Genomic DNA, 20,967 nt, shown 5'->3' with positions numbered 1-20,967 from the left:
TTAAAATTCAAATTTATTTACTTTTTCACTGGCTTCTAAATACAATGGTAGCGCCGCAGATCCGTACCATAACGTGATTTCGGAGATTAATAAACCAGTTTTAATGGCAGGATCTGTAGACAATAATGCTTCTGCTTCTTTGATAGTTTTAACATTTAATATAAAGATACCGCGATAATCTCTTTCATTTTTCCCAAATGGACCTGCTACAATTAGTTTTTTCTCTTTTGCAAGGCGTTGAATATTTTTCATATGTCCATCAAAAAGTCGATTGACAGAATCTTTATCAGTTATTTTTGTTGCGCCCGTTTTTAGAAGCACAAAAGTATAATACTTCATTCCATAATTGTCAGCTCCTAATGAATCGGCTAATAAATGGTCATATTTAGCATTAGTTTTTTGAGCATAAGAACGAGATAGCATACCTAATATCAATAATCCAAGGTAAAGTATATTTTTCATCTATTTTTTATATTTATCATATAAACCTTTTCCACTTAATATAATAGGTTTAATTTTTTCTAGACGGTTTACTTTTGTTTTATCTTGTTTTGCTTCATGAATATACTCATAATATTCATTCTTTTTTGCATCACTGAGATTCTCAAAATTCCTTTTTAATTGTGGGTCGTTCTTTAATGCTTCTTCAATTAATGCAGGAATGGATAAATATTCTTTTTTCCCTGGAATGAGTTTTAATCCCTTTTCTTCAATATTAATGGCCTGCTGTATATATTGTCTAAGTAGAGATTTATCAATTTGGCTTGGATCTGTAAATTTCCATTGACGCAGGTTTTTCGTTTTTTCTCCCTGTGTTGCTTTTAAAACCGCCGCCGGATCTACCAGGTGCGATCCGTTAAAAAACCAAATTGCAAAATGATCTTTAAATCCAGCAAATGAAATAACATTTTTTTGTTGGTACGTGAATACCGGACCACCCCATTTTGTAGTTTCTTCAAGTGGGAACTCTTCAATTATGCTGCGTAGGATTAATAATTCTTCTTCCCATTTGTTTTGTTTATCCATAAATTTGTAATAACTAGTTGGAAATAGGTAAATTGAGTTTTTCCTGTCCCCACTCAGACCAAGAACCGTCATATACTTTGATGTTTTTATTACCAAGTAAATGACTGGCAAAAGCTAGAATCGATGCTGTAATACCTGATCCACAGGTGAAAATCTGTTCATTGCTGTTATTAAATGATTTAAACAATTTTTGCAATTCTTCTTTTGAATCGTAGCTGTTTCCTTCGAGAACAAGATCAAATGGAAGATTATGAGAATTGGGAATATGTCCCCCTCTTAATCCTGCTCTGGGTTCTGGAGCTGATGCAATAAACCTTCCTTGACTACGAGCATCAATAATGCTTGTTTCACTATTTTCATAATGTGCTAACACGTAATCTTTATCTGCATACCATTTTGAATTAAAATGAGCTTTGGCATTACCTCTTTGTTTTAGTTTTATATGATGGTCTACTATGGGAAGATGCTGTTCTTTCCATGCTGGAATTCCACCTTCAAGTATATAAACTTGATCAAATCCCATAACCTTAAACATCCACCAAGCTCTAGGACTTGAATATATACCCCACCGGTCGTATAGTATAATGATGCTATCTTGATTGATACCTAGTTCCTGAATTCCATTTGTGAAGGTTTCCTGGGAAACAAGTGTGTGTGGTAGCGGGTTGTTTTTATCTGAAAAGGTATTTTCGATATCAAAAAAGAGCGAGTTACCTATTACTTCTAAGTTCGTATCCTTTAGCGATTGACCTACTTTGTCGATTGTACAATCTAATAATACAATTTTGGAATTGTTTAATTCACTACTAAGCTGTGCAGGAGTGATTAGTGAAGAGGGAAAGTACATGGTTTATTTTATTTACGTTACGTAAATTTAGTCATGTTTTTTCTATAAACAAAAAAAGCCCTAGCATTTTGCTAGGGCTTAATATTATCGAGTTGATGTTAAAAACTATTTAGCGTTTTTCTCATCACCTTCCATTTGCTCTTTCAATTGTGCAAGAACGTCTAAGTCACCTAATGTAGATTTCTCAACTGAATCTTTTACTTTTTTAACAGCATTGTTTGCTACTTTAGCTTCTTTTTTACGAGCATTGAATTCTTCAACACGTGCTTCAGCTCTTTCATCTTCCCAGATACGAGAGTGAGAAATTACTAAACGTTTGTTTTCTTTGTTGAATTCAATGATTTTGAATGAAGCAACTTCGTCAACTTTAAGTGCAGAATTATCTTCTTTTACAGAGTGTTTAGATGGACAGAATCCTTCAACACCATATTGTAAAGCAACGATATCACCTTTGTCACCAACTTTCAATACAGTACCTTCATGAACTGAATCAATTGTGAAGATTGTCTCGAAAGTATCCCAAGGGTTTTCTTCTAATTGTTTGTGACCTAAAGATAATTTTCTGTTTTCTTCATCTAATTCTAAAACAACAACGTCTAATTTTTCACCAACTTTAGTGAATTCGTTAGGGTGGTTGATTTTTTTAGACCAAGATAAATCAGAAATATGGATTAAACCGTCGATACCTTCTTCTAATTCTACGAACACACCGAAGTTAGTCATGTTTTTAACTACTGCAGTTTGTTTAGAACCAACTGGGTAACGCTCAACAATGTTTTTCCAAGGATCTGGAGTTAATTGTTTGATACCTAAGCTCATTTTACGCTCTTCGCGATCTAAAGTTAAGATCTCAGCTTCGATTTCATCGCTTACTTTTAAGAACTCTTGTGGAGAACGTAAGTTTTGAGACCAAGACATTTCAGAAACGTGAATTAAACCTTCAACACCCGGGATGATTTCTAAGAAAGCACCGTAATCAGCAACTGTTACGATTTTACCTTTTACTTTAGAACCAACAGCTAAGTCTTTATCTAAAGATTCCCAAGGATGCTCAGAAAGTTGTTTCAAGCCTAAAGCGATACGTTTTTTCTCATCATCAAAATCTAAAACAACTACGTTAATAGTTTGATCTAATGATAATACCTCTTTTGGATGCTCGATACGACCCCATGAAATATCAGTAATGTGAAGTAAACCATCAACACCACCTAAATCGATGAACACACCGAAGTCAGTGATATTTTTAACAGTACCTTCTAATACTTGACCTTTTTCTAATTTAGATACGATTTCAGATTTTTGGTTCTCTAAATCGTTTTCAATTAATACTTTGTGTGATACGACAACGTTTTTAAATTCGTGGTTGATTTTAACAACTTTGAATTCCATTGTTTTACCTACGTAGATATCGTAATCACGGATAGGTTTAATATCGATTTGAGATCCAGGTAAGAATGCTTCAACACCTTTGATATCAACGATAAGACCACCTTTAGTACGACTTTTAACAAAACCGTTAATGATAGCATCATTTTCCAATGCTTCATTGATAGCTTCCCAAGATTTTTGAGTTTTAGCACGTTTGCGAGATAATACTAATTGTCCATTAGCATCTTCTTGCGACTCTACAAAAACGTCAACTACGTCACCAACTGCCAATTCTGGTAAGTCACGGAATTCAGATAATGAAACCAAACCATCAGATTTGAAACCAACATTCAAGACAACGTCTTTATTGTTGATAGAAACAACAGTACCTTCGATAATTTCACCTTGATTGATTTGGTTGAAAGTACCTGCGTATTGTTCTTCTAATTTAGCGCGCTCAGCCTCGCTGTAATTTCCGAAACCTTTATCACTAGCATCCCAGTCGAATTCGCCTTCTGGAGTGATCCATGTGTTAGATTTGATTTCTTCGATTAGTTTTGAATCAGCCTCTGATTCAATTTTTTCTGTGTCTTTCACCACTCTGGTGTCAGCGCCTTGTAGCTCCGCGTTTTTCGCTGCTAACTCTTTTTCTACTTCTTGTTTTTTTGCCATTAATTATTTTTTCTCCTTTTCCCCACATTGTAGGGACTGCAAAAATACGAAAAACTTTTATTAACAAGTATTTATATCTATTTTTTTTTAAATTGTTATCCACATTTATTCAATTACTAGTGGTTTTGAACAAAATTGACTGTTAAAACATAATTGAATTATGACTCTTCCATATGGAATTGGGGCATATGTTCCTACCAATTGTTCCAATCTGGGAGTTGTTATAGGGTGTAAATTACTTCGATTTGGTTGTACATGTACATTTGAGAAATTATTGAGCAGTATGATCGAATTGTAACGTAAAAAATAGGGACTATGAATTTTATTGATTTAGAGGGAGATAGGGGATTGTGCCTTTTTTCTGATAGCCGATATTTAAAAGCAGAATTAATAAGAAGATTGAACAGCTGTTCCGATTTATATTGTAATAAACTAATTTTTTAAAAATAGGCGATTTCTCAAGCCGAACTATAAATTTTCGTTATTTGCTCTGAATGAATTGAAGGTTTTTGGCCTTACAATTTTAATACTTTGTTTGGACAGAGCAATGGCCGCATTTAGTTCGTAACCTATCAGTAATATTAATGTATTGAGATACATCCAGATCATGATGACAATTAAAGTTCCAATAGACCCATATAGCTTATTATACGTGCCAAAGTGGTTGATATAGAATGCGAATCCGGAGAAAGTTAGAATAGCTAAAATAGTAGCTAAAGTTGCTCCGGGGCTAAATATTTTCCAGCGACGGGAAGATGTTGGTGCAAATTTATAAAGGCAGCTCACAGTAAAGAAATATATACCGAATATGACGAACCAACGAGCCGCCTTTATGACAAAGGCCCAGAAACTATTGGTTATAGCAATACTATCTTTCAGATAATTAACAACAATGCCAGCATAGGTAAATATAGTCATCCCTATGGTTAAGGCTGTTATGATCAAAAAAGCGAGTCCAAGCGCAATCATTCTACGCTTTATCCACGTACGTTTTTCAGCAATAAGAGAAGCCTTATTGAAAGCCCGCATCATGGAGGCCATTCCATTGGTAGCAAAGTAAGCTGCCAATATAAAACCGAAAGATAAAAGTCCTCCATTCTGATTTTTAATAATGTCTTCTAATGTAGTCTCGACTACTTCATAAGCATTATGTGGAATGACTACTTCCAAAAAATCTAAAAGCTGTTCTTGAAAATTGTCTATTGGTATATAAGGGATCAATGTAAATAGAAAGATGATCCCCGGAAAAATAGCCAGCATGAAACTATAAGAAAGTGATGATGCTTTGCTTAAAATAGAGTCACGAGATATTTCTTGAAAAAAGAATATGGCTACAGTATAGAGAGGCAAAGATCCAAATCCAGGTAAAATCACTCCTTTACTCCATTCAATAACTTGATTGTAAGGTTTTAATTTCAATAAGTATTGATGAATATTGGACATGTTTATTCAAAGTATTGCGCCATTTTTTCAAGAAAAATGGCGGGTGGCATTGTGGGTTTGTTCTTACTGATATCAACAAATACGAGTGTTGTTTCACCTGTATTTAGGAGCTCTTCTTTTTCATTGAACAGTTCATATTCAAAAACTATTCTTACCGCAGGTTTTTTTCTGATTGTAGTTTTAATCGTTATTAAATCATCGTAACGTGCAGGTTTAATGTATTTACATTTCATCTCCATAACCGGTAGCATAACACCCATCTCCTCCAGTTCACGGTATGAGATTCCGGTGCTTCGTAGCATTTCGGTTCGAGCTATTTCGTAGAATGCAGCGTAGTTTCCATAGTACACATAACCCATTTGATCGGTTTCTGCATACCGTACACGTGTTTGATATTCGAATTGAAACATACTATTTTTTGATATTTCGTTCGTCTAATGCTTTTTGAAATTTGCGGGCGTTTATTTGATGTTCAGCGACATTAGTAGCAAAAGCATGGTATCCAGAAAAGTCTTCTTTAGCACACATATAAATATAGTCGTGATGCTTGTAATTTAATACAGCATCTATGGCAACAATACTAGGCATCATAATAGGACCTGGAGGAAGACCTTTATAGATATAGGTGTTATATGGATTATCAGTTCTTAAATGTTTATTCAATACACGTCGGATAGTAAAATCTTGAGTGGCAAAAATAACTGTCGGATCAGCCTGTAAAAGCATTCCTTTTTGTAATCTGTTGAGATATAACCCGGCGATAGCGGGCATTTCGTCTTTGTGAAGTGCTTCACCTTTAACAATTGCAGCAAGAGAACTAACTTCCTGTGGTGTCAGGTTGATTGCTTTTGCTTTTGCTAAGCGATCTTTTGTCCAGAATTTTTTCCATTCATCATGAAAACGTGCAAATAATTTTTCGGGCGCAGTATTCCAATAAAGTTCATATGTATTTGGAATAAACATTGCAATGAAATTATCTTTAGTAAAACCGTATGACTTTGCTAGATTCTCATCATTTAATAGTTTTAAGAACGTGATAGAGTCAGCCTCGAAATTTTCTGCAAGTTTACCTGCAAAGTTTTCCTTTAAGCGGATATTTTCGAATCTAAATTTAACAGCATCTTGATAGCCTCCTCTCAAATTACCGATAAATCTTCTGTTGTTCATTCCTGGAGTCAAAGCATAACGACCAGGCTTAACACTCTCCGTATAATTCTGATATTTAGCAGCGCGATCAAAACTATTTGGATCTTCCACTATTTTTTGATCTTTTATTTTTTGTAATACTTGTAAATAAGTATCACCTGTATTGATATACAGGTATTTTTGATTATCTGTAACATTTGATGCTAGGAAAGTGGTGTAAGCTGTCCAGCCGAAATATCCTCCAATAATAAAGATTAGGAGTGCAATGATTTTTAACCAATTTGGTATTCTCTTTTTATTTTCCATATTTATGGATTTGTTTTTTGTTTTTGCGGTGAAGAAGGAGCTGTTACTGGTGGAGTAGCAGGGACAGTATTGGACAACGTAAGATCCACTTTGGATCCAATACTCGTGATCCCGGTCTCTAAACCAGGAAACTGTGTGATAACACGGGCTGTACTCGTATCCGACACGCCAATATCGTAAGTCACCGTACCCAAAGCTAATCCTATACCTTGTAATGCAAATTTTGCTTCCGTAACAGTCAATCCTGATAAATCCGGTATTTGAACTTCATTTGCGCCCTGACCATTACCCAATATTAAATCAATTTTAGATCCTTTTGGAATCATTCTGCCATCACGGATAGATTGCCCTGCAAATTGGGCATCTAAAACGATATCTCTAGCTATGTCTGCAATATAAGTTGTATCACCTATACGTAAATTATGGTTTTTTAGTATAGAGGATGCTTCAATTAATGTTTTATCCTTGATCTTTGGAAACGCGATTTCAGGAGCTACCTGTGTAATAATAGTTAAGTAGATTGTACGTCCGCTTTTTACATGAAATTTAGCTTCGGGATCTTGTTCAATTACTAGACCTGGTTTAGCATCCATTTGATAAACGGAATCAATTTGATATTCCAAGTTCGCATTTTCTAATGCTGAGATAGCAGCATTAATATGTAGGCCTTTTACTTGTGGAACTTCTATCGATTCATCGTGTTTGGTATATACTTTTAAACCAAGATAGATGAATAGGAAAATTGCTAAAACAAATCCAATAGCGATTAGAATGTTGTTTCTAAACGTATTCGTTTTTAAATACTGTAATATTTTTGACATTTATATTTCTTTAAAAAATCATTTTATCGTATATTTTCTAAGCAAGATTAAAGCCACTATTTTTGTTCAATATCTGCCCTTTTAAATATTGAACAAAAATATTCGTTTTTCTGTGTATAGCAAATTATATTTGTTAGAAGAATCACGATAATTTTATGAAAACAAAAATAGCATTAATAACTGGAGGTTATACAGGTGAAGCAGAAGTTTCTTTTAAAAGTTCTGCATTTGTATACTCACAGCTTGATCACAATAAGTACGATATCTATCAAATTACGATTACCAAAGATGCATGGTTTTATGTTAGTGATTCAGGAATAAAGCATGCAATCAATAAGGAAGATTTTACTTTAGTGCTTGATGATAGTATTGTTCAGTTTGAATTGGCTTTTATAATGGTTCATGGTTCACCCGGTGAAGATGGGCGATTACAGAGCTATTTTGACTTAGTTGGCATACCTTATACATCATGTGATGCGTTGACTTCGGCGCTAACAATGAATAAGGGATATACGAAAGCGATTTTGGCAGATCTTAATGATTTATTTTTAGCTAAATCTGTCTTATTGTTTGAAAATCAGCGCGCTCAAGCCGTTGAGCTGGTAGAAGATAAATTATCCCTGCCTTATTTTGTAAAACCTAATGCTGGAGGTAGTAGTATAGGTATGACAAAAGTAAAAGTTGCAGATGAACTAAAAGTAGCCATTGATAAAGCTTTTGATGCTGAGAACACCGGTAGCCAGGTTATTGTTGAGGAGTTTGTAAATGGCCGTGAATTTTCGGAAGGTATTTATCGTAATGTCGACGGGGAACTGGTTGTTTTACCGGCTACTGAAGTGAAAACAACACGTGAGTTTTTTGATTTTGAGGCAAAGTATATTCCCGGGCTTACAGAAGAAATTACACCAACGGATCTGGATGTAAATCAGCAATTGCGCATAGGTAAGATTTTAAAAGATATTTATGTGCGATTGAATTGTAAAGGAATGGTCCGTATTGATTTCTTTTTGGAAAACGATACGGATAAGTTTTATTTTATTGAAATCAATACCATTCCAGGGCAAACTCCCCAAAGTTTTATTCCTCAACAAGTCCGCGCGGCAGGATTGACGGAACAAGAGTTTTACGGTAATTTAATCGAAGTTGCGTTAAAAAAATAACTTCAGTATGAAATAAAAAAAGTTACATTACAACTTCTTGTAATGTAACTTTTTTTATTTTCTAAAATCAAATTTCGTTAGATCAGGTCTAAATTCTTTCGTTCTTTTGAGCTCTTCCTGGTAGATAATTTGACCTATGTTTTTTAGAAATGGGTAGGTGACAGTTTCATATTCGTAGATTCCATCATTATAAATTCCATTTTCATTAGATTGGATTACTACTGCCAATAGGAACTCTATCCCCTTTTCAAAATCAACAATGTATGCGTTATCAATATTATAACCATAGGAATCTCCATATTTATTGAAAATGCGAATATTTGGATTTATTGTTGCCTTTTTATCACGGCCATAAAAAAGCAATTTACTATATGTCGGCCAGAATTCAGTCGTGTCATATTTAGGATAATCCGACTCAAACGGATAACGCGACATGTAGTCGTACAAAAATGAATAATCATCATTTGTTAATTTGAATCTTTTGCGAGCATCGAATGCTTCCGGGAAAAGTAATTTTTTCATGATCAGTTGCTGATCATCTAATGGGTAAACATTTAACCCTTCAAAACTCCATTGTTCATGAATAAGCTCGTCTTTGTCATTCATGTAACCTTTTCCTTGACGAGTATTTTCTAGCTTAATAGGGTAGTCGTTTGGATCAAATTGGGCATCCTGTTTATAGAGGGTTTTATCTTCTAAGTAGAAAGTAATAGGATTAGTGTGTTTTGCCCAGACACCTTTGTCACCTATGGCCAGTCTATTGACAATGCGTGAGTTTTGTGCGCCATGCTTTTGTAATTTGCTATTCAATTCAGCACGTCCGATAAATTCGAAAAGTCTGTTCTGTGCGTCATTGTCACTTGTCAAAAGGATTTTTTTAATATATTGACCAACTGACGGGAGACCATTTTTAGCAGACTCATCTTGTACAACAGCTGTTTGTTTCTCATAAGAAGAGTCGATTCTTAACGGTGTATCTTTTGATAATCCAGCAATCTTTAGCTCATTTATTTTTTCTAATGCTAGGATTGCCGTTGGGAGCTTAACTGTGCTGGCAGGATAGAAATACCAGTTTGGATTTAATCTATAACTGAATGATTTAAAATGTGGCACATTATTTTTATCCCGATCAATTTGCGTATAGAGAATTTGAACTTCATTTTTACTCGGGTGATCTAAGATCTTTTGAAACAATTCGGGATGGCCTTGTAATAATTTTTCGAGGTAAATTGTATCCATTTTTTGAGCAAAGGAGTAAGGAATGATACTGATGAAAAAAAATGTTAGAAATTTATGCATAATTGGATTTAGTATACTGATTTTCGAAAGGATGGTTTACAATAAAGGCTTCTTAAAATTAGAGAAGCCTTTATCTTTATTTTCTGACGTACACCTGAAAGCTATAGTCGAAAGCATGTTTCTCATCTTTTTCATGCTTATCTTCACTTTCTAATATCCATTCATGTGCTGGTAATTCTGGAAAGTAAGCATCTCCATCAATAGTTGTATGCAACCTGGTCAATAATATTTTATCCGCGAAAGGTAACGTTTGTTTAAATATTTCGCCACCACCAATAACAAAGATCTCTCTTTCATCTCTGCAATAGTTTAATACTTCTTGAAAGCTATTGGCGATGTCCACATCATCAGATTTTGCGGTCATGTCTCTAGTCAAGATAATATTTCTGCGATCTGGTAATGGTTTACCAAGAGACTCAAAAGTTTTTCTCCCCATAACCACACTATGTTCAAGTGTATTTTTTTTGAAATATTTAAGATCATTTGGTAAATGCCAAGGCATTTTATTTCCTTTACCGATTACATTATTTTCAGTAGCGGCTACAATTAATGTTATTTTAAGTTTACTCATTTCTATAGGTTACACATGTATATAAGGAAGATTCTTTTTAAACTGCTACAGGAGCTTTAATATGCGAATGGGATTCATAATTTAACAACTCGAAGTCTTCAAATTTAAAATCAAAGATATCTTTTACTTCGGGATTGATTTTTAATTGAGGTAAAGCCTTTGGTTCACGGCTCAATTGTAATTCTGTTTGTTCGAAGTGATTACTGTATATATGGGCATCTCCTAAGGTGTGAATAAATTCAGCGGCTTCCATATCACAAACCTGTGCTACCATCATGGTTAATAAAGCATAAGAGGCAATATTAAATGGTACACCTAGAAAGATATCTGCACTTCTTTGATATAGCTGACAAGACAACTGTGGTTTTAAGATTCCATTTTCAGGATCAGCAGGAGCAACATAGAATTGAAAAAATGCATGACAAGGAGGTAAAGCCATATTTTCAATTTCTGCAACATTCCAGGCAGACACAATGATTCTTCTTGAATCGGGTGAAGTCTTCAATTGCTTGATTATTTTTTCAATCTGATCGATATGGCCTCCATCAGGAGTTGGCCATGAACGCCATTGTGATCCATAAACAGGACCTAAATTACCATTTTCATCTGCCCACTCATCCCAGATACTGACACCATTGTCTTTTAAATATTTGATGTTTGTTTCACCTTTCAAAAACCAGATCAATTCATGGATAATTGATCTTAAATGTAATTTTTTTGTCGTAACAAGTGGAAAGCCCTCCTTTAAATTGAAACGCATCTGATATCCAAATACACTTTTAGTTCCAGTTCCAGTACGGTCAGTTTTAATAACCCCGTTTGTATATACGTGCTTTAGTAAGTCAAGATATTGTTTCATTGTAAATAGTTGCTTTTATTTATTTTGTGATTAACAAATAGCGTCTTTTTGGCTGTAATATACCAACAAAGATGCTCGCTGTATAATCATGTAATATTCTATACGAAGGTAAGATTTTTTGAAGTATTCTCACGAAAATTTATAAAAGTGTGCACATCATTTTCATATGCGGTACACTATCATAGCAATGTAAAGAAAGACGGTAAAATAAAGAAATCAAAACTCATATTGTTAAATTTTGGATCATTAAAATCTCATAATTAATTGAAAAGCGTTTAAATCATAATTAAGAATTTTCATTTGGAGCTTTTTGTTGTATTTTTGCAAAATCATTATGAGTAAAAAAGTAGCTTTCTATACCTTAGGATGTAAATTGAATTTTTCAGAAACATCCTCCATAGGTCGTGTCTTTCAAGATGCGGGTTATGAAACCACGCCATTCAATAGTGCGGCAGATGTTTACGTTATTAATACATGTTCAGTCACGGATCATGCAGATAAGAAATGTCGCAAGGTAGTAAAGGAAGCACTTAAATATTCACCTAATGCTTATATCACCATTGTCGGTTGTTATGCACAGTTGAAGCCAGCTGAGATTGCTGAAATCCCCGGAGTGGATATGGTTTTAGGTGCCGCAGAAAAATTCAATATTATCGAACATATCAATGATCTGACAAAAAACGAGAAGGCTGTTGTTCATAATGCACCAATTGATGAAACCAATCAATTTGTATCTGCCTATTCAATCGGTGACCGTACGCGTACATTTCTAAAAGTACAAGATGGATGTGATTATTCTTGTACATTTTGTACAATTCCTCTTGCTCGTGGAGCAAGCCGTTCAGGGAAAATTGAGGATATCGTACGTCAAGCCGAGGAAATTGCTGCATCTGGCGTAAAAGAAATTGTGTTAACGGGTGTAAATATCGGTGATTTTGGTATCCGAGACGGTAAACGACAAGATAAATTCTTAGACCTTGTAAAGGCTTTGGACGAGGTGTCAGGAATAGACCGTATCCGTATTTCTTCGATAGAGCCAAATCTTTTGGCCAATGAGATTATTGAATTTGTAGCACAATCAAAACGTTTTGTTCCACATTTTCATATGCCTTTACAATCTGGAAATAATAAAGTATTGAGTATGATGCGCCGCCGTTACAAGCGGGAGCTTTATGCACAGCGTGTGGAGAAGATTAAAGAATTAATGCCGGATTGCTGTATTGGTGTTGATGTCATTGTAGGGTTCCCTGGAGAAACTCGTGAAGATTTTATCGACACGTATAATTTCCTAAATGACATGGACATTTCCTATCTGCATGTATTTACTTATTCTGAACGTGAAAATACAATAGCAGCACAGATGGAGGGGGCAGTACCTGGATCTCAGCGAAGTGACCGTAGTAAAATGTTACACATTTTATCGGAGAAAAAGCGTCGTGCTTTCTATGAGAAACAATTGGATAAAGTAGGTGAAGTACTTTTTGAGAGTGATGAGAAGGAGGGATATATGCATGGTTTCTCCAAAAATTATGTAAAAGTGCGTACAGCTTACGATCCTTTGTTGGTCAACGAAGTTGCACATGTGAAATTCTTATCAATCACAGAAGGTTGCGAAGTTGAAATAGAAGAGTTAAAAGAAGTATTAGCACACTAAGTGCTTGATGATATAAAAGAGAAAGGCTCAATTCTAATCGAATTGAGCCTTTCTCTTTATCTGGCTTCTTCTTTTTTAGCATTTAACCAAATGACGGTTGCTAATATCATGAATACACCTATCCATTGAATAGGACTTACAGCTTCTTTAAGGATGAAGTATGACATAGCAGTTGCTACTGGTAGTTCTGCAGAACTTAAAATACCACTTAGGGAGTATCCGATTTTAGGTATTCCATATGCAAATAACAATGGGGGAATAACAGTTCCGAAGAAAGAAAGAATAAGCCCGAAATGCCATATACTGTCACCTAAAGCGCCCGATATTAAAAATGTTGGTGGAAAAATACAACAGATCATGATGCAGGATCCAGTAACCATTAGTGCACTTTTTTGAACTGGCGGATAATCATTCCCAACTCGACCGTTAACAATTAGAAATACTGCATAAGCAGTTGCTGCTAATATTCCGTATGTAATGCCCGTCCAATTGAGCTTGTCGATTCCTTGTTCAATAAGCCCTGTTGCAAATACAGTTCCTATAAGTACAATTGCAATACCAATCAATTGACGATTGGTAGGTCTATTTTTGAATATAATATATTCAATTAACGTTCCTATCCAGATGTATTGCATCAATAGAACAATCGCCAATGAAGCAGGCACTAATTGAACGCATTTGTAATAAACTAAACTTACTAGACCTGTAGAAATACCACTGATAACAATTTTCCATTTATTAGATTTTTTAGAGAAGCCATGATTAGCTTTTGGGTTTAGCAACTGAATGAGTAGATAAACTGCCCATAAGATAATCATTCCAAAAATAGCTTGTACTCCAGTTACTTGTCCTAAAGTGTAATCTTGCGCATATGCTTTTTTGACAAATGTTGACAACAGTCCAAAGCTACTTGCACCGACAAATACAGCAATAGCACCTTTTAATTTTTCCATATTATATTTTACAAATTCCGACAAAATTACAATTTGAAAAGAGATATGAAGAAAGAAGGGCTTGTTTGCCAGTTAAATTTGGTTTTATTACATTTACCTAACATTTGATATTGATATGTCTATAAAACGTAATATATTATTTTTTTTCAGCTTGATACTTTTACTCAGTAGTTGTTCAGTTAAGAAAAAGGTGAACAGTAACAGTGGCCACAGCAGTGCAGTTTTGACAGATGCCAGTGAAGCTAGGGGTAAAAATTATAGTACAAGTTCATTAGATAATTACGCAGATCTTTTGCAAGTAAAGAAAAAGGAACTTAATCCTACGCTTTATTCTTTTATTGACGAATGGATGGGTATACCACATCGTATGGGAGGTGCAACAAAAAGAGGGGTAGATTGTTCAGGTTTTGTTAATATGTTATATCTCAAAGTATATAAAGAGAATTTACCTCGTTCATCTAGAGATATGGATGGTGCAATTAAGAGCAAGCGAAATTCCCAGCTTAAAGAAGGTGATTTGGTGTTTTTTTCGTTCGGAGGACGTAATGTGGATCATGTTGGCGTATATCTGCATAATAATAAATTTGTACATGTATCGACAAAAAAAGGTGTTATTATTTCTGACTTAAAAGATTCGTGGTACGCTAAATATTTCACGAATGCTGGAACACCAAAATCCTGATAGGTAATACGAATTCCCTTTTTTATGTCAAATAATAGATAAAACTTTATAAAGCTATTTTAATCCTTATTTTTGTCAAAAACTAAAATAAAGATGAGTATCAAGGGTAAAAAGATTTTTTTGGGTTTATGTATTGTTGTACCATTTCTAATTTACTGTGTTTACTACTACAGTAATATGATTAGCAATGCGCCTTTCCGTTTCACAGATTTTCAGTCTGTGGTCTTTCGATACGGTGAGCCTAATCATATGGATAATCAGTATGATTCAAAAACTGGAATTTTTCAGTATGTGACCAAAACAAACGAGATAGAGCGTGATACGGTTCGCATGACTAAAGATGATTTGCTTTACTTACATCGAAAAGCTCAAGAATTAGGTTTTTGGAATTTGGATGATGACATGACGGGACCTAAATCAAAAGTAAATCCTGAAACAGAAACGCCTCGTTTTTATTTAGAGATGAATTATAAAGACAAATCAAAAAAAGTCACGATGGACGCTGATTTTGCTGGTAATGAAAAAATGCGGAATGCAGGAAAGTCTATGATCGATGAAGTCAATCGAATATTAGCCGCTGCTCAATCTAGATCGAAAGTTAAGTAGATAAAATAAAATATTATATAAAAAAAGGGGATAATCATATGATTATCCCCTTTTTTTATATAAATTAACAGTTTGTTAAACATCAGGTGACTATTGATTCATATTAGAGTATTAGCTTCGGCTTTAATTATGCTATATATTCAAATGAAAAATATTTTTGCTGTTGCAACAGCTTTATCTTTAAGTTACACAGTTAGTGCTCAGGAAATTGCAAAAGGTGTTGTTTTTGATGATGTCAATAAAAATGGAATTCTTGATAAAAAAGAACGGGGTATACCAAATGTCTCTGTGAGTAATGGGGTAGAGGTCGTTCAAACTGATGCTCAGGGTCAATATAAATTGCCTGTTGATGAAGACAATATTATTTTTGTTATTAAACCTGCTGATTATGCACTACCGCTTAATACAGCAAATCAACCACAATTTTATTATATACATAAACCTCAGGGAAGTCCCGAATTGACCTTTAAGGGAGTTTCACCTACTGGAAAATTACCTAAGGACATCAATTTTGGTTTGACAGCTCAATCTGAATCAAGAGATTTTTCTGCGTTTGTATTTGGAGACCCGCAAGCTTATGATATGACCGAAATGGATTATTTTAAAAGGGGAATTATTGATCGTATATCCAATAAAAATGCTGCTGTGTTTGGGATCAGCTTAGGAGATCTGGTTGGTAATGATTTGTCATTGCATCCGGCATATAAAAGTACAATTTCATTAATGGGTTTACCTTGGTTTAATGTAATTGGTAATCATGATTTAAATTTTGATACAAAAGAAGATAACTATTCGGATGAAGCTTTTGAAGCTTCTTTTGGTCCCGCAACTTATTCTTTTAATTATGGAAATGCTCACTTTTTAATTCTTGATGATATTATTTATCCTAATCCTGATACAGGAAAAGGATATAAAGGAGGTTTGCATAAAGATCAATTGGAGTTTATTGCCAATGATCTGAAGTTTGTACCAAAAGATAAGTTAATTGTATTGGCTTTTCACATCCCGCTTGAACATGAAAATTCTGAAGTTTTCCGTACTGAAGATCGTGATCGATTATTTGATATTTTAAGTGAATTTCCCCACACACTTTCTTTATCGGCTCATACACATTTCCAGCAACAAAATTTCTTTGGCGCTAAGGATGGCTGGAGGCAATCAAAACCGCATCATGAATATAATGTAGGAACAACTTCTGGCGATTGGTACTCTGGAGAACTGGATGAAAATGGAATACCTGTATCGACCATGCGAGATGGTACCCCAAAAGGTTACGCTATTTTAAATATTAAAAATAATCAATATACATTTGATTATAAGGTGGTAGGGAAAGATGAGGCTTATCAAATTGCACTATCTGGACCATCAATTGTAGATCAAAAATATGTACAACGATACCCAGTTTATGCAAATTTTTTTATTGGAAAAGAAGGTGATCAAGTATTATATCGTATAAATGATAGTCAATGGAAAGAAATGGATCAGGTCGAAGAAGTTGATCCATCCTTTGATGATGCGGTTAAGCAGTATGACCTAGCAACCGATTATAAAGAGGGAAGAAGGCCTTCTGATGGTACTAATAGTTCTCACTTATGGAGATTGAAATTGCCAAAGTTAAAGGCAGGAAAATATAAAATTGAAGTGAAAGCCACTGATTTATTTAACCGGATACATACAGCTGTAAAGGAAATTGAGGTTGTAAGTAAAACAAAATAGTAAATAACCATATAAAACCGTGAAGCAACCTTTTTAAGGTTGCTTTTTTTTATAAATAATGATGAAAGATTAAACTTTAGTTAAGGATTGCTTAATATGACAACTTTATATTTGTATCAGAGTAATTTTTGATTCATATAGTAAAGGGTTAATGTGGGGTCTGTTGGGAAACACACCCAGAAATTTAGTTTGTTTTTAAAAAGAAAGGTAATCTTGGAGAAGATTACCTTTTCTTTTTTTTATTGTAAATGTGTTTGATCTATTTTGATACTTAAGTTACGCAGATCATCAGATGCAGGACTTTCAAAAACTTCTAGTTTGAAATATGTAATGACAGCAAATAAATGGTCAAATAAATCAGATCGGATACCTTCATAGATCTCAAAGCGGGTATCATTTGAAAATACGTATATTTCTAATGGTACTCCATGTTCTGTCGGATCCATCTGACGTACCATACTGATCATATCCTTGTTTATGTTTGGATTCTGTCTAATATAGGCTGTCGCATAAGCTCTAAACAGACCGATATTTGTCATTTTGCGTCCATTTACCGGCATGGACTGATCGGCTTGACTTCTATTGTTATATTCACTAATTTCTAATCTGCGTTGTTCAATAAAAGGTTTAAGAATTTGAATCCTCTCTAAGTCTTGGATCTCTTCCTCAGTCATAAACCGAATAGTGGAAATCTTAATATTTATTGCCCTTTTTATTCTTCGCCCACCAGAGGTCTGCATACCTCTATAATTTTTAAAAGAATCAATCAATAAAGTATGCGTGGGTATCGTGGTGATCGTTTTGTCAAAATTTTGCACCTTCACATTATTTAGGTTGATTTCGATAACTGTTCCATCGGCATTATGTTTTGGCATTTCAATCCAGTCCCCCACCCGTATGGAGTCATTTGCAGAAACGGATATACTTGCGACAAAGCCAAGGATGGTGTCTTTAAATACCAGCATTAAAATGGCAGAGGCAGCTCCTAGCGAGACCAAAAATGATAGCGGAGAAATACCTGTTAAGATAGAAAAAGTAATGGTTCCTCCAATGCAGATTAAGACAATCTGAGAAACTTGCAAATAACTTTCCAATGGTTTGTCAGCAAAGCTTTTTCGAGTTTTGAGGATATCACGTAGTGTTTTTAATGCAGAATGCACAATGAGCATAATGTTTAAAACTAGCAAGATCTCTATTCCCTTATTGATTGCTTTTAACCAATTTGGAAATCCTAGAAATATGATTGGACTGATCTGCTGGGCAATGAAAAGTGGAATGAAGTGACTGATGTATTTCAGCGTTTTATTTTTTATCAAATAATCATCTATTGAGTTTTTAGATTTTATTATAAAACGGGTTACAACAGAAAGGATTACCTTTCGGGCTATAAAGTCTATAATTAATAAAATTAGAATAACTAAAAATAATAGAACGATGGAATTGATGGTATGTGCCCATTCACTATTGAAACCTGCCTGTAAAAGTTTGTGATAGGACCAATCGTAAAATTTTGATTGAGATTGTTTATTTATTTCTTCTAAATAGTCTGTAGTAGATAACTGCATCTACAAATATAAAAAAAAGCCATTCGACAGAATGGCTTTTTTATTATTTAGCGCCTAAAGGCATGCTTTTATCGTGTTTATGTTTGAAAAGAATAGCAAAAAGAACTGCTAACACCAAAGTATAAAGCGAAAATGTCAACCAGATATGATGCCAGTCTTTAAGTATCAAATTTGTATCGAATAAACCATTTTCACTAATGGAGAGTCCTCGTTCTTTAACAAAATTGACTAATTGACTATTATTTACATCTGTATCTAAAAATGATGCGAGCTGTTTTACATTAGTAAATGAAATGGAGAAATATTTATCGATGATCAATCCTGAAACTAAACTGCCAAATACTGCACCAAAACCATTGGTCATCATCATAAATAGGCCCTGAGCAGAACTTCTTATTTGCGAACTAGTGGATGTTTCTACAAATAAGGAACCTGAAATATTAAAGAAATCAAAAGCCATACCATATACGATACATGATAATATGATCATCCATAAACCAGACGATGGATCGCCATAAGCAAATAGACCAAAACGCAATACCCAAGCAAACATGGATATCAGCATAACTTTTTTAATTCCGAATCGTTTTAAGAAAAATGGTATGGCAAGAATAAATAGTGTCTCAGATATCTGTGAAATTGACATGATGATCGTGGAGTATTTGATTACAAACGAATTTGTATATTTAGGAAAGAATTTAAACTCATCTAAAAATACATCTCCATATGCATTTGTCAATTGAAGGGCAGCCCCTAAAAACATGGAAAAGATAAAAAACAAAGCCATCTTATAATTTCCAAATAATTTGAAAGCTTCCAGACCTAGTGTACGTACCAGAGATGATTGCTCGCTTTTGATATTTCTAGGTGGACATTTCGGAATAGAAAAAGAAAACAATCCTAAACCTACTGCAGAGGCTCCAGCAATATAAAATTGCATACCTGTTGCCTTACTGCCTGTCAAGTTAACAATCCACATGGCTGCAATAAAACCAATAGTTCCCCACACACGGATTGGGGGGAATGCCTTTACCAAGTCATATTTTCCTTGAGTGAGCACAGTATATGCGATGGAATTTGATAGGGCAAGGGTTGGCATGTAGAAACACATGGCAAGGAGCATCGCATAGAAAAAAGTAACAGGATCATTTATTTGTGGTAGATAAAAGAGTACCGCAGCATATAAAAGATGTAACACCAAATACAGTTTTTCAGCGTTAACCCATCTGTCTGCGATAATTCCCATTAAAGTAGGCATAAACAAAGAGGCAAAACCCATTGTTGCAAATATAGCTCCAAACTGGGTACCGTCCCATTGCTTAGTACCAAACCAGTAATTTGCTATTGTAATTAACCACGCTCCCCACACAAAAAATTGGAGGAAGTTCATAATGGTCAACCTTAATTTAATAGACATAAGTAATATAGAGTTGAGTTTGTTTTTTTGTCGATGATTTTGACCTTATTTTCTACGTGATATCTCATCACGGATTAATGCAGCCTGCTCATAGTTTTCGTCATGAAGGGATTGTTCGAGAACCGTTTTTAATTGTTCATCTGTAAGGCTTGAGAAAGGATTTTGAATTTTTGATTTTTCTTCTTTGACATCATCTTCAACGATTTCAGCATTTACTGCATTTTCTAGATTTTCAAGAAAGGCAAACTCATTGCCTTCGATAACGATGCCGGCAGAAGATAAGATGAAGTCGTAAGCATAAATGGGTGTTCCAAAACGAACAGCTAGTGCAACAGCATCTGAAGTTCGGGCATCGATTTCTACAGTTTTCTCTCCATCTGAACAGATGATTTTAGAATAAAAAATGCCTTCTATTAAATTATAGATAAGGACTTCCTGTATATTAATTTGAAAAGCTTTTGCAAAATTCTGAAATAAATCATGCGTTAGAGGACGACTGGGAACCATCTTTTCTATTCTAATCGCAATAGCTTGAGCTTCGTGACTCCCTATTATAATGGGAAGACGGCGATTACCTCCAGACTCGCCAAGTACCAATGCATATGCACCTGATTGTGTCTGACTGTAGGATAGTCCAATAATGTCTAACTTGATTTTCTTCATTATTATACCTTTACGGTTTACAAATTTAGATAAATTTGCTTAGATAAGCAATATAATCAGGGAGATATAAAGGTAATTTTATTCATGAATACCTATTTTAAGTGGCTTACATAATTATACTCGGGTAATCATTATATGCTCTGTGATAGGGTGTTTAATAGTAGAAAATGAAAAAATAATTTGAAATAAAAAA

20 protein-coding genes are annotated in these 20,967 nt (G+C 34.4%); 5 read left to right on the top strand and 15 right to left on the bottom strand.

Going from position 1 to position 20,967, the window contains the following annotated elements; translation table 11 throughout:
* The 8 genes from ACFS6I_RS23985 to ACFS6I_RS23950 form a co-directional block, all read right to left on the bottom strand.
* Window positions 1-462 (bottom strand): YciI family protein, encoded by a 462-nt coding sequence (locus tag ACFS6I_RS23985; RefSeq protein WP_380924344.1) that lies wholly within the window; start codon window positions 460-462, stop codon window positions 1-3.
* A complete protein-coding gene (locus ACFS6I_RS23980; RefSeq protein ID WP_380924342.1) occupies window positions 463-1,026 on the bottom strand; it encodes a YdeI/OmpD-associated family protein in 564 nt (187 codons plus the stop codon).
* 13 nt (window positions 1,027-1,039) lie between these two features.
* Window positions 1,040-1,873: a sulfurtransferase gene (locus ACFS6I_RS23975; protein ID WP_380924340.1), complete on the bottom strand. Its 834-nt coding sequence runs from the start codon at window positions 1,871-1,873 to the stop codon at window positions 1,040-1,042.
* Window positions 1,874-1,978: 105 nt separating this feature from the next.
* A complete protein-coding gene (rpsA, locus tag ACFS6I_RS23970; protein ID WP_380924338.1) occupies window positions 1,979-3,913 on the bottom strand; it encodes a 30S ribosomal protein S1 in 1,935 nt (644 codons plus the stop codon).
* 468 nt (window positions 3,914-4,381) lie between these two features.
* Entirely contained in the window at window positions 4,382-5,356 is a 975-nt protein-coding gene (locus ACFS6I_RS23965; RefSeq protein WP_380924336.1) for a YihY/virulence factor BrkB family protein, read from the bottom strand.
* A gap of 2 nt (window positions 5,357-5,358) precedes the next feature.
* Window positions 5,359-5,766: an acyl-CoA thioesterase gene (locus tag ACFS6I_RS23960; protein WP_132772154.1), complete on the bottom strand. Its 408-nt coding sequence runs from the start codon at window positions 5,764-5,766 to the stop codon at window positions 5,359-5,361.
* A 1-nt stretch (window position 5,767) separates the two neighbouring features.
* Window positions 5,768-6,808 (bottom strand): endolytic transglycosylase MltG, encoded by a 1,041-nt coding sequence (gene mltG, locus ACFS6I_RS23955; RefSeq protein ID WP_380924333.1) that lies wholly within the window; start codon window positions 6,806-6,808, stop codon window positions 5,768-5,770.
* A gap of 2 nt (window positions 6,809-6,810) precedes the next feature.
* A complete protein-coding gene (locus tag ACFS6I_RS23950; protein WP_021190135.1) occupies window positions 6,811-7,629 on the bottom strand; it encodes a PASTA domain-containing protein in 819 nt (272 codons plus the stop codon).
* A 155-nt stretch (window positions 7,630-7,784) separates the two neighbouring features.
* Here ACFS6I_RS23950 and ACFS6I_RS23945 point away from each other — a divergent pair, with 155 nt between their 5' ends.
* On the top strand, window positions 7,785-8,789 hold the full coding sequence (locus ACFS6I_RS23945) for a D-alanine--D-alanine ligase (protein WP_380924331.1): 1,005 nt from the start codon (window positions 7,785-7,787) through the stop codon (window positions 8,787-8,789).
* Window positions 8,790-8,843: 54 nt separating this feature from the next.
* On the opposite strand, the gene ACFS6I_RS23940 is transcribed toward ACFS6I_RS23945, so the two are convergent.
* From ACFS6I_RS23940 to ACFS6I_RS23930, 3 genes are all read right to left on the bottom strand, one after another.
* Window positions 8,844-10,028 (bottom strand): serine hydrolase, encoded by a 1,185-nt coding sequence (locus tag ACFS6I_RS23940; protein ID WP_132772157.1) that lies wholly within the window; start codon window positions 10,026-10,028, stop codon window positions 8,844-8,846.
* A 136-nt stretch (window positions 10,029-10,164) separates the two neighbouring features.
* Window positions 10,165-10,659: a dihydrofolate reductase gene (locus ACFS6I_RS23935; protein WP_315402518.1), complete on the bottom strand. Its 495-nt coding sequence runs from the start codon at window positions 10,657-10,659 to the stop codon at window positions 10,165-10,167.
* A 37-nt stretch (window positions 10,660-10,696) separates the two neighbouring features.
* Window positions 10,697-11,518 carry a thymidylate synthase gene (locus ACFS6I_RS23930; protein WP_021190139.1) on the bottom strand — a complete coding sequence of 274 codons (822 nt, stop codon included), beginning with the start codon at window positions 11,516-11,518 and terminating at the stop codon, window positions 10,697-10,699.
* Between the two features lie 334 nt (window positions 11,519-11,852).
* On the opposite strand from ACFS6I_RS23930, the gene mtaB reads away from it, so the two are divergent.
* On the top strand, window positions 11,853-13,172 hold the full coding sequence (mtaB, locus tag ACFS6I_RS23925) for a tRNA (N(6)-L-threonylcarbamoyladenosine(37)-C(2))-methylthiotransferase MtaB (RefSeq protein ID WP_380924328.1): 1,320 nt from the start codon (window positions 11,853-11,855) through the stop codon (window positions 13,170-13,172).
* A 56-nt stretch (window positions 13,173-13,228) separates the two neighbouring features.
* Here the strand turns inward: mtaB and ACFS6I_RS23920 are convergent, their stop codons facing one another.
* Window positions 13,229-14,125 (bottom strand): EamA family transporter, encoded by an 897-nt coding sequence (locus ACFS6I_RS23920; protein ID WP_380924326.1) that lies wholly within the window; start codon window positions 14,123-14,125, stop codon window positions 13,229-13,231.
* Window positions 14,126-14,315: 190 nt separating this feature from the next.
* Here ACFS6I_RS23920 and ACFS6I_RS23915 point away from each other — a divergent pair, with 190 nt between their 5' ends.
* The 3 genes from ACFS6I_RS23915 to ACFS6I_RS23905 all read left to right on the top strand — a co-directional run bounded on the left by ACFS6I_RS23915 (window position 14,316) and on the right by ACFS6I_RS23905 (window position 17,129).
* Window positions 14,316-14,807 (top strand): C40 family peptidase, encoded by a 492-nt coding sequence (locus ACFS6I_RS23915; protein WP_346600198.1) that lies wholly within the window; start codon window positions 14,316-14,318, stop codon window positions 14,805-14,807.
* 93 nt (window positions 14,808-14,900) lie between these two features.
* Window positions 14,901-15,413, top strand: a complete 513-nt coding sequence (locus tag ACFS6I_RS23910) for a hypothetical protein (protein WP_380924323.1) — start codon at window positions 14,901-14,903, stop codon at window positions 15,411-15,413.
* Between the two features lie 144 nt (window positions 15,414-15,557).
* On the top strand, window positions 15,558-17,129 hold the full coding sequence (locus tag ACFS6I_RS23905) for a calcineurin-like phosphoesterase C-terminal domain-containing protein (protein WP_380924321.1): 1,572 nt from the start codon (window positions 15,558-15,560) through the stop codon (window positions 17,127-17,129).
* Between the two features lie 239 nt (window positions 17,130-17,368).
* Here ACFS6I_RS23905 and ACFS6I_RS23900 read toward each other — a convergent pair whose 3' ends face one another.
* From ACFS6I_RS23900 to ACFS6I_RS23890, 3 genes are read right to left on the bottom strand one after another with little or no spacing between them, the layout of a single operon-like run.
* A complete protein-coding gene (locus ACFS6I_RS23900) occupies window positions 17,369-18,694 on the bottom strand; it encodes a mechanosensitive ion channel family protein (RefSeq protein ID WP_380924319.1) in 1,326 nt (441 codons plus the stop codon).
* 43 nt (window positions 18,695-18,737) lie between these two features.
* Window positions 18,738-20,111 carry a nucleoside permease gene (locus ACFS6I_RS23895; protein WP_380924317.1) on the bottom strand — a complete coding sequence of 458 codons (1,374 nt, stop codon included), beginning with the start codon at window positions 20,109-20,111 and terminating at the stop codon, window positions 18,738-18,740.
* A 45-nt stretch (window positions 20,112-20,156) separates the two neighbouring features.
* Window positions 20,157-20,774 carry a bifunctional nuclease family protein gene (locus ACFS6I_RS23890; RefSeq protein WP_132844555.1) on the bottom strand — a complete coding sequence of 206 codons (618 nt, stop codon included), beginning with the start codon at window positions 20,772-20,774 and terminating at the stop codon, window positions 20,157-20,159.
* Window positions 20,775-20,967 lie beyond the last annotated feature (193 nt).

It is taken from the genome of Sphingobacterium anhuiense, assembly GCF_042686355.1.
In the GTDB taxonomy this organism is placed as follows: domain Bacteria; phylum Bacteroidota; class Bacteroidia; order Sphingobacteriales; family Sphingobacteriaceae; genus Sphingobacterium; species Sphingobacterium anhuiense.
This window is presented reverse-complemented; position numbering and strand designations above follow the sequence as displayed.

What these genes read in the sequence shown, in the direction of transcription:
- ACFS6I_RS23910 (WP_380924323.1), top strand. Translation starts at nt 14,901, where the DNA reads ATGAGTATCAAGGGTAAAAAGATTTTTTTGGGTTTATGTATTGTTGTA.
- ACFS6I_RS23905 (WP_380924321.1), top strand. Translation starts at nt 15,558, where the DNA reads ATGAAAAATATTTTTGCTGTTGCAACAGCTTTATCTTTAAGTTACACA.
- ACFS6I_RS23940 (WP_132772157.1), bottom strand. Translation starts at nt 10,028, where the DNA reads ATGGATACAATTTACCTCGAAAAATTATTACAAGGCCATCCCGAATTG.
- ACFS6I_RS23965 (WP_380924336.1), bottom strand. Translation starts at nt 5,356, where the DNA reads ATGTCCAATATTCATCAATACTTATTGAAATTAAAACCTTACAATCAA.
- ACFS6I_RS23920 (WP_380924326.1), bottom strand. Translation starts at nt 14,125, where the DNA reads ATGGAAAAATTAAAAGGTGCTATTGCTGTATTTGTCGGTGCAAGTAGC.
- ACFS6I_RS23890 (WP_132844555.1), bottom strand. Translation starts at nt 20,774, where the DNA reads ATGAAGAAAATCAAGTTAGACATTATTGGACTATCCTACAGTCAGACA.
- mtaB (WP_380924328.1), top strand. Translation starts at nt 11,853, where the DNA reads ATGAGTAAAAAAGTAGCTTTCTATACCTTAGGATGTAAATTGAATTTT.
- ACFS6I_RS23900 (WP_380924319.1), bottom strand. Translation starts at nt 18,694, where the DNA reads ATGCAGTTATCTACTACAGACTATTTAGAAGAAATAAATAAACAATCT.
- ACFS6I_RS23950 (WP_021190135.1), bottom strand. Translation starts at nt 7,629, where the DNA reads ATGTCAAAAATATTACAGTATTTAAAAACGAATACGTTTAGAAACAAC.
- ACFS6I_RS23935 (WP_315402518.1), bottom strand. Translation starts at nt 10,659, where the DNA reads ATGAGTAAACTTAAAATAACATTAATTGTAGCCGCTACTGAAAATAAT.
- mltG (WP_380924333.1), bottom strand. Translation starts at nt 6,808, where the DNA reads ATGGAAAATAAAAAGAGAATACCAAATTGGTTAAAAATCATTGCACTC.
- ACFS6I_RS23895 (WP_380924317.1), bottom strand. Translation starts at nt 20,111, where the DNA reads ATGTCTATTAAATTAAGGTTGACCATTATGAACTTCCTCCAATTTTTT.
- ACFS6I_RS23985 (WP_380924344.1), bottom strand. Translation starts at nt 462, where the DNA reads ATGAAAAATATACTTTACCTTGGATTATTGATATTAGGTATGCTATCT.
- ACFS6I_RS23930 (WP_021190139.1), bottom strand. Translation starts at nt 11,518, where the DNA reads ATGAAACAATATCTTGACTTACTAAAGCACGTATATACAAACGGGGTT.
- ACFS6I_RS23960 (WP_132772154.1), bottom strand. Translation starts at nt 5,766, where the DNA reads ATGTTTCAATTCGAATATCAAACACGTGTACGGTATGCAGAAACCGAT.
- rpsA (WP_380924338.1), bottom strand. Translation starts at nt 3,913, where the DNA reads ATGGCAAAAAAACAAGAAGTAGAAAAAGAGTTAGCAGCGAAAAACGCG.
- ACFS6I_RS23975 (WP_380924340.1), bottom strand. Translation starts at nt 1,873, where the DNA reads ATGTACTTTCCCTCTTCACTAATCACTCCTGCACAGCTTAGTAGTGAA.
- ACFS6I_RS23980 (WP_380924342.1), bottom strand. Translation starts at nt 1,026, where the DNA reads ATGGATAAACAAAACAAATGGGAAGAAGAATTATTAATCCTACGCAGC.
- ACFS6I_RS23945 (WP_380924331.1), top strand. Translation starts at nt 7,785, where the DNA reads ATGAAAACAAAAATAGCATTAATAACTGGAGGTTATACAGGTGAAGCA.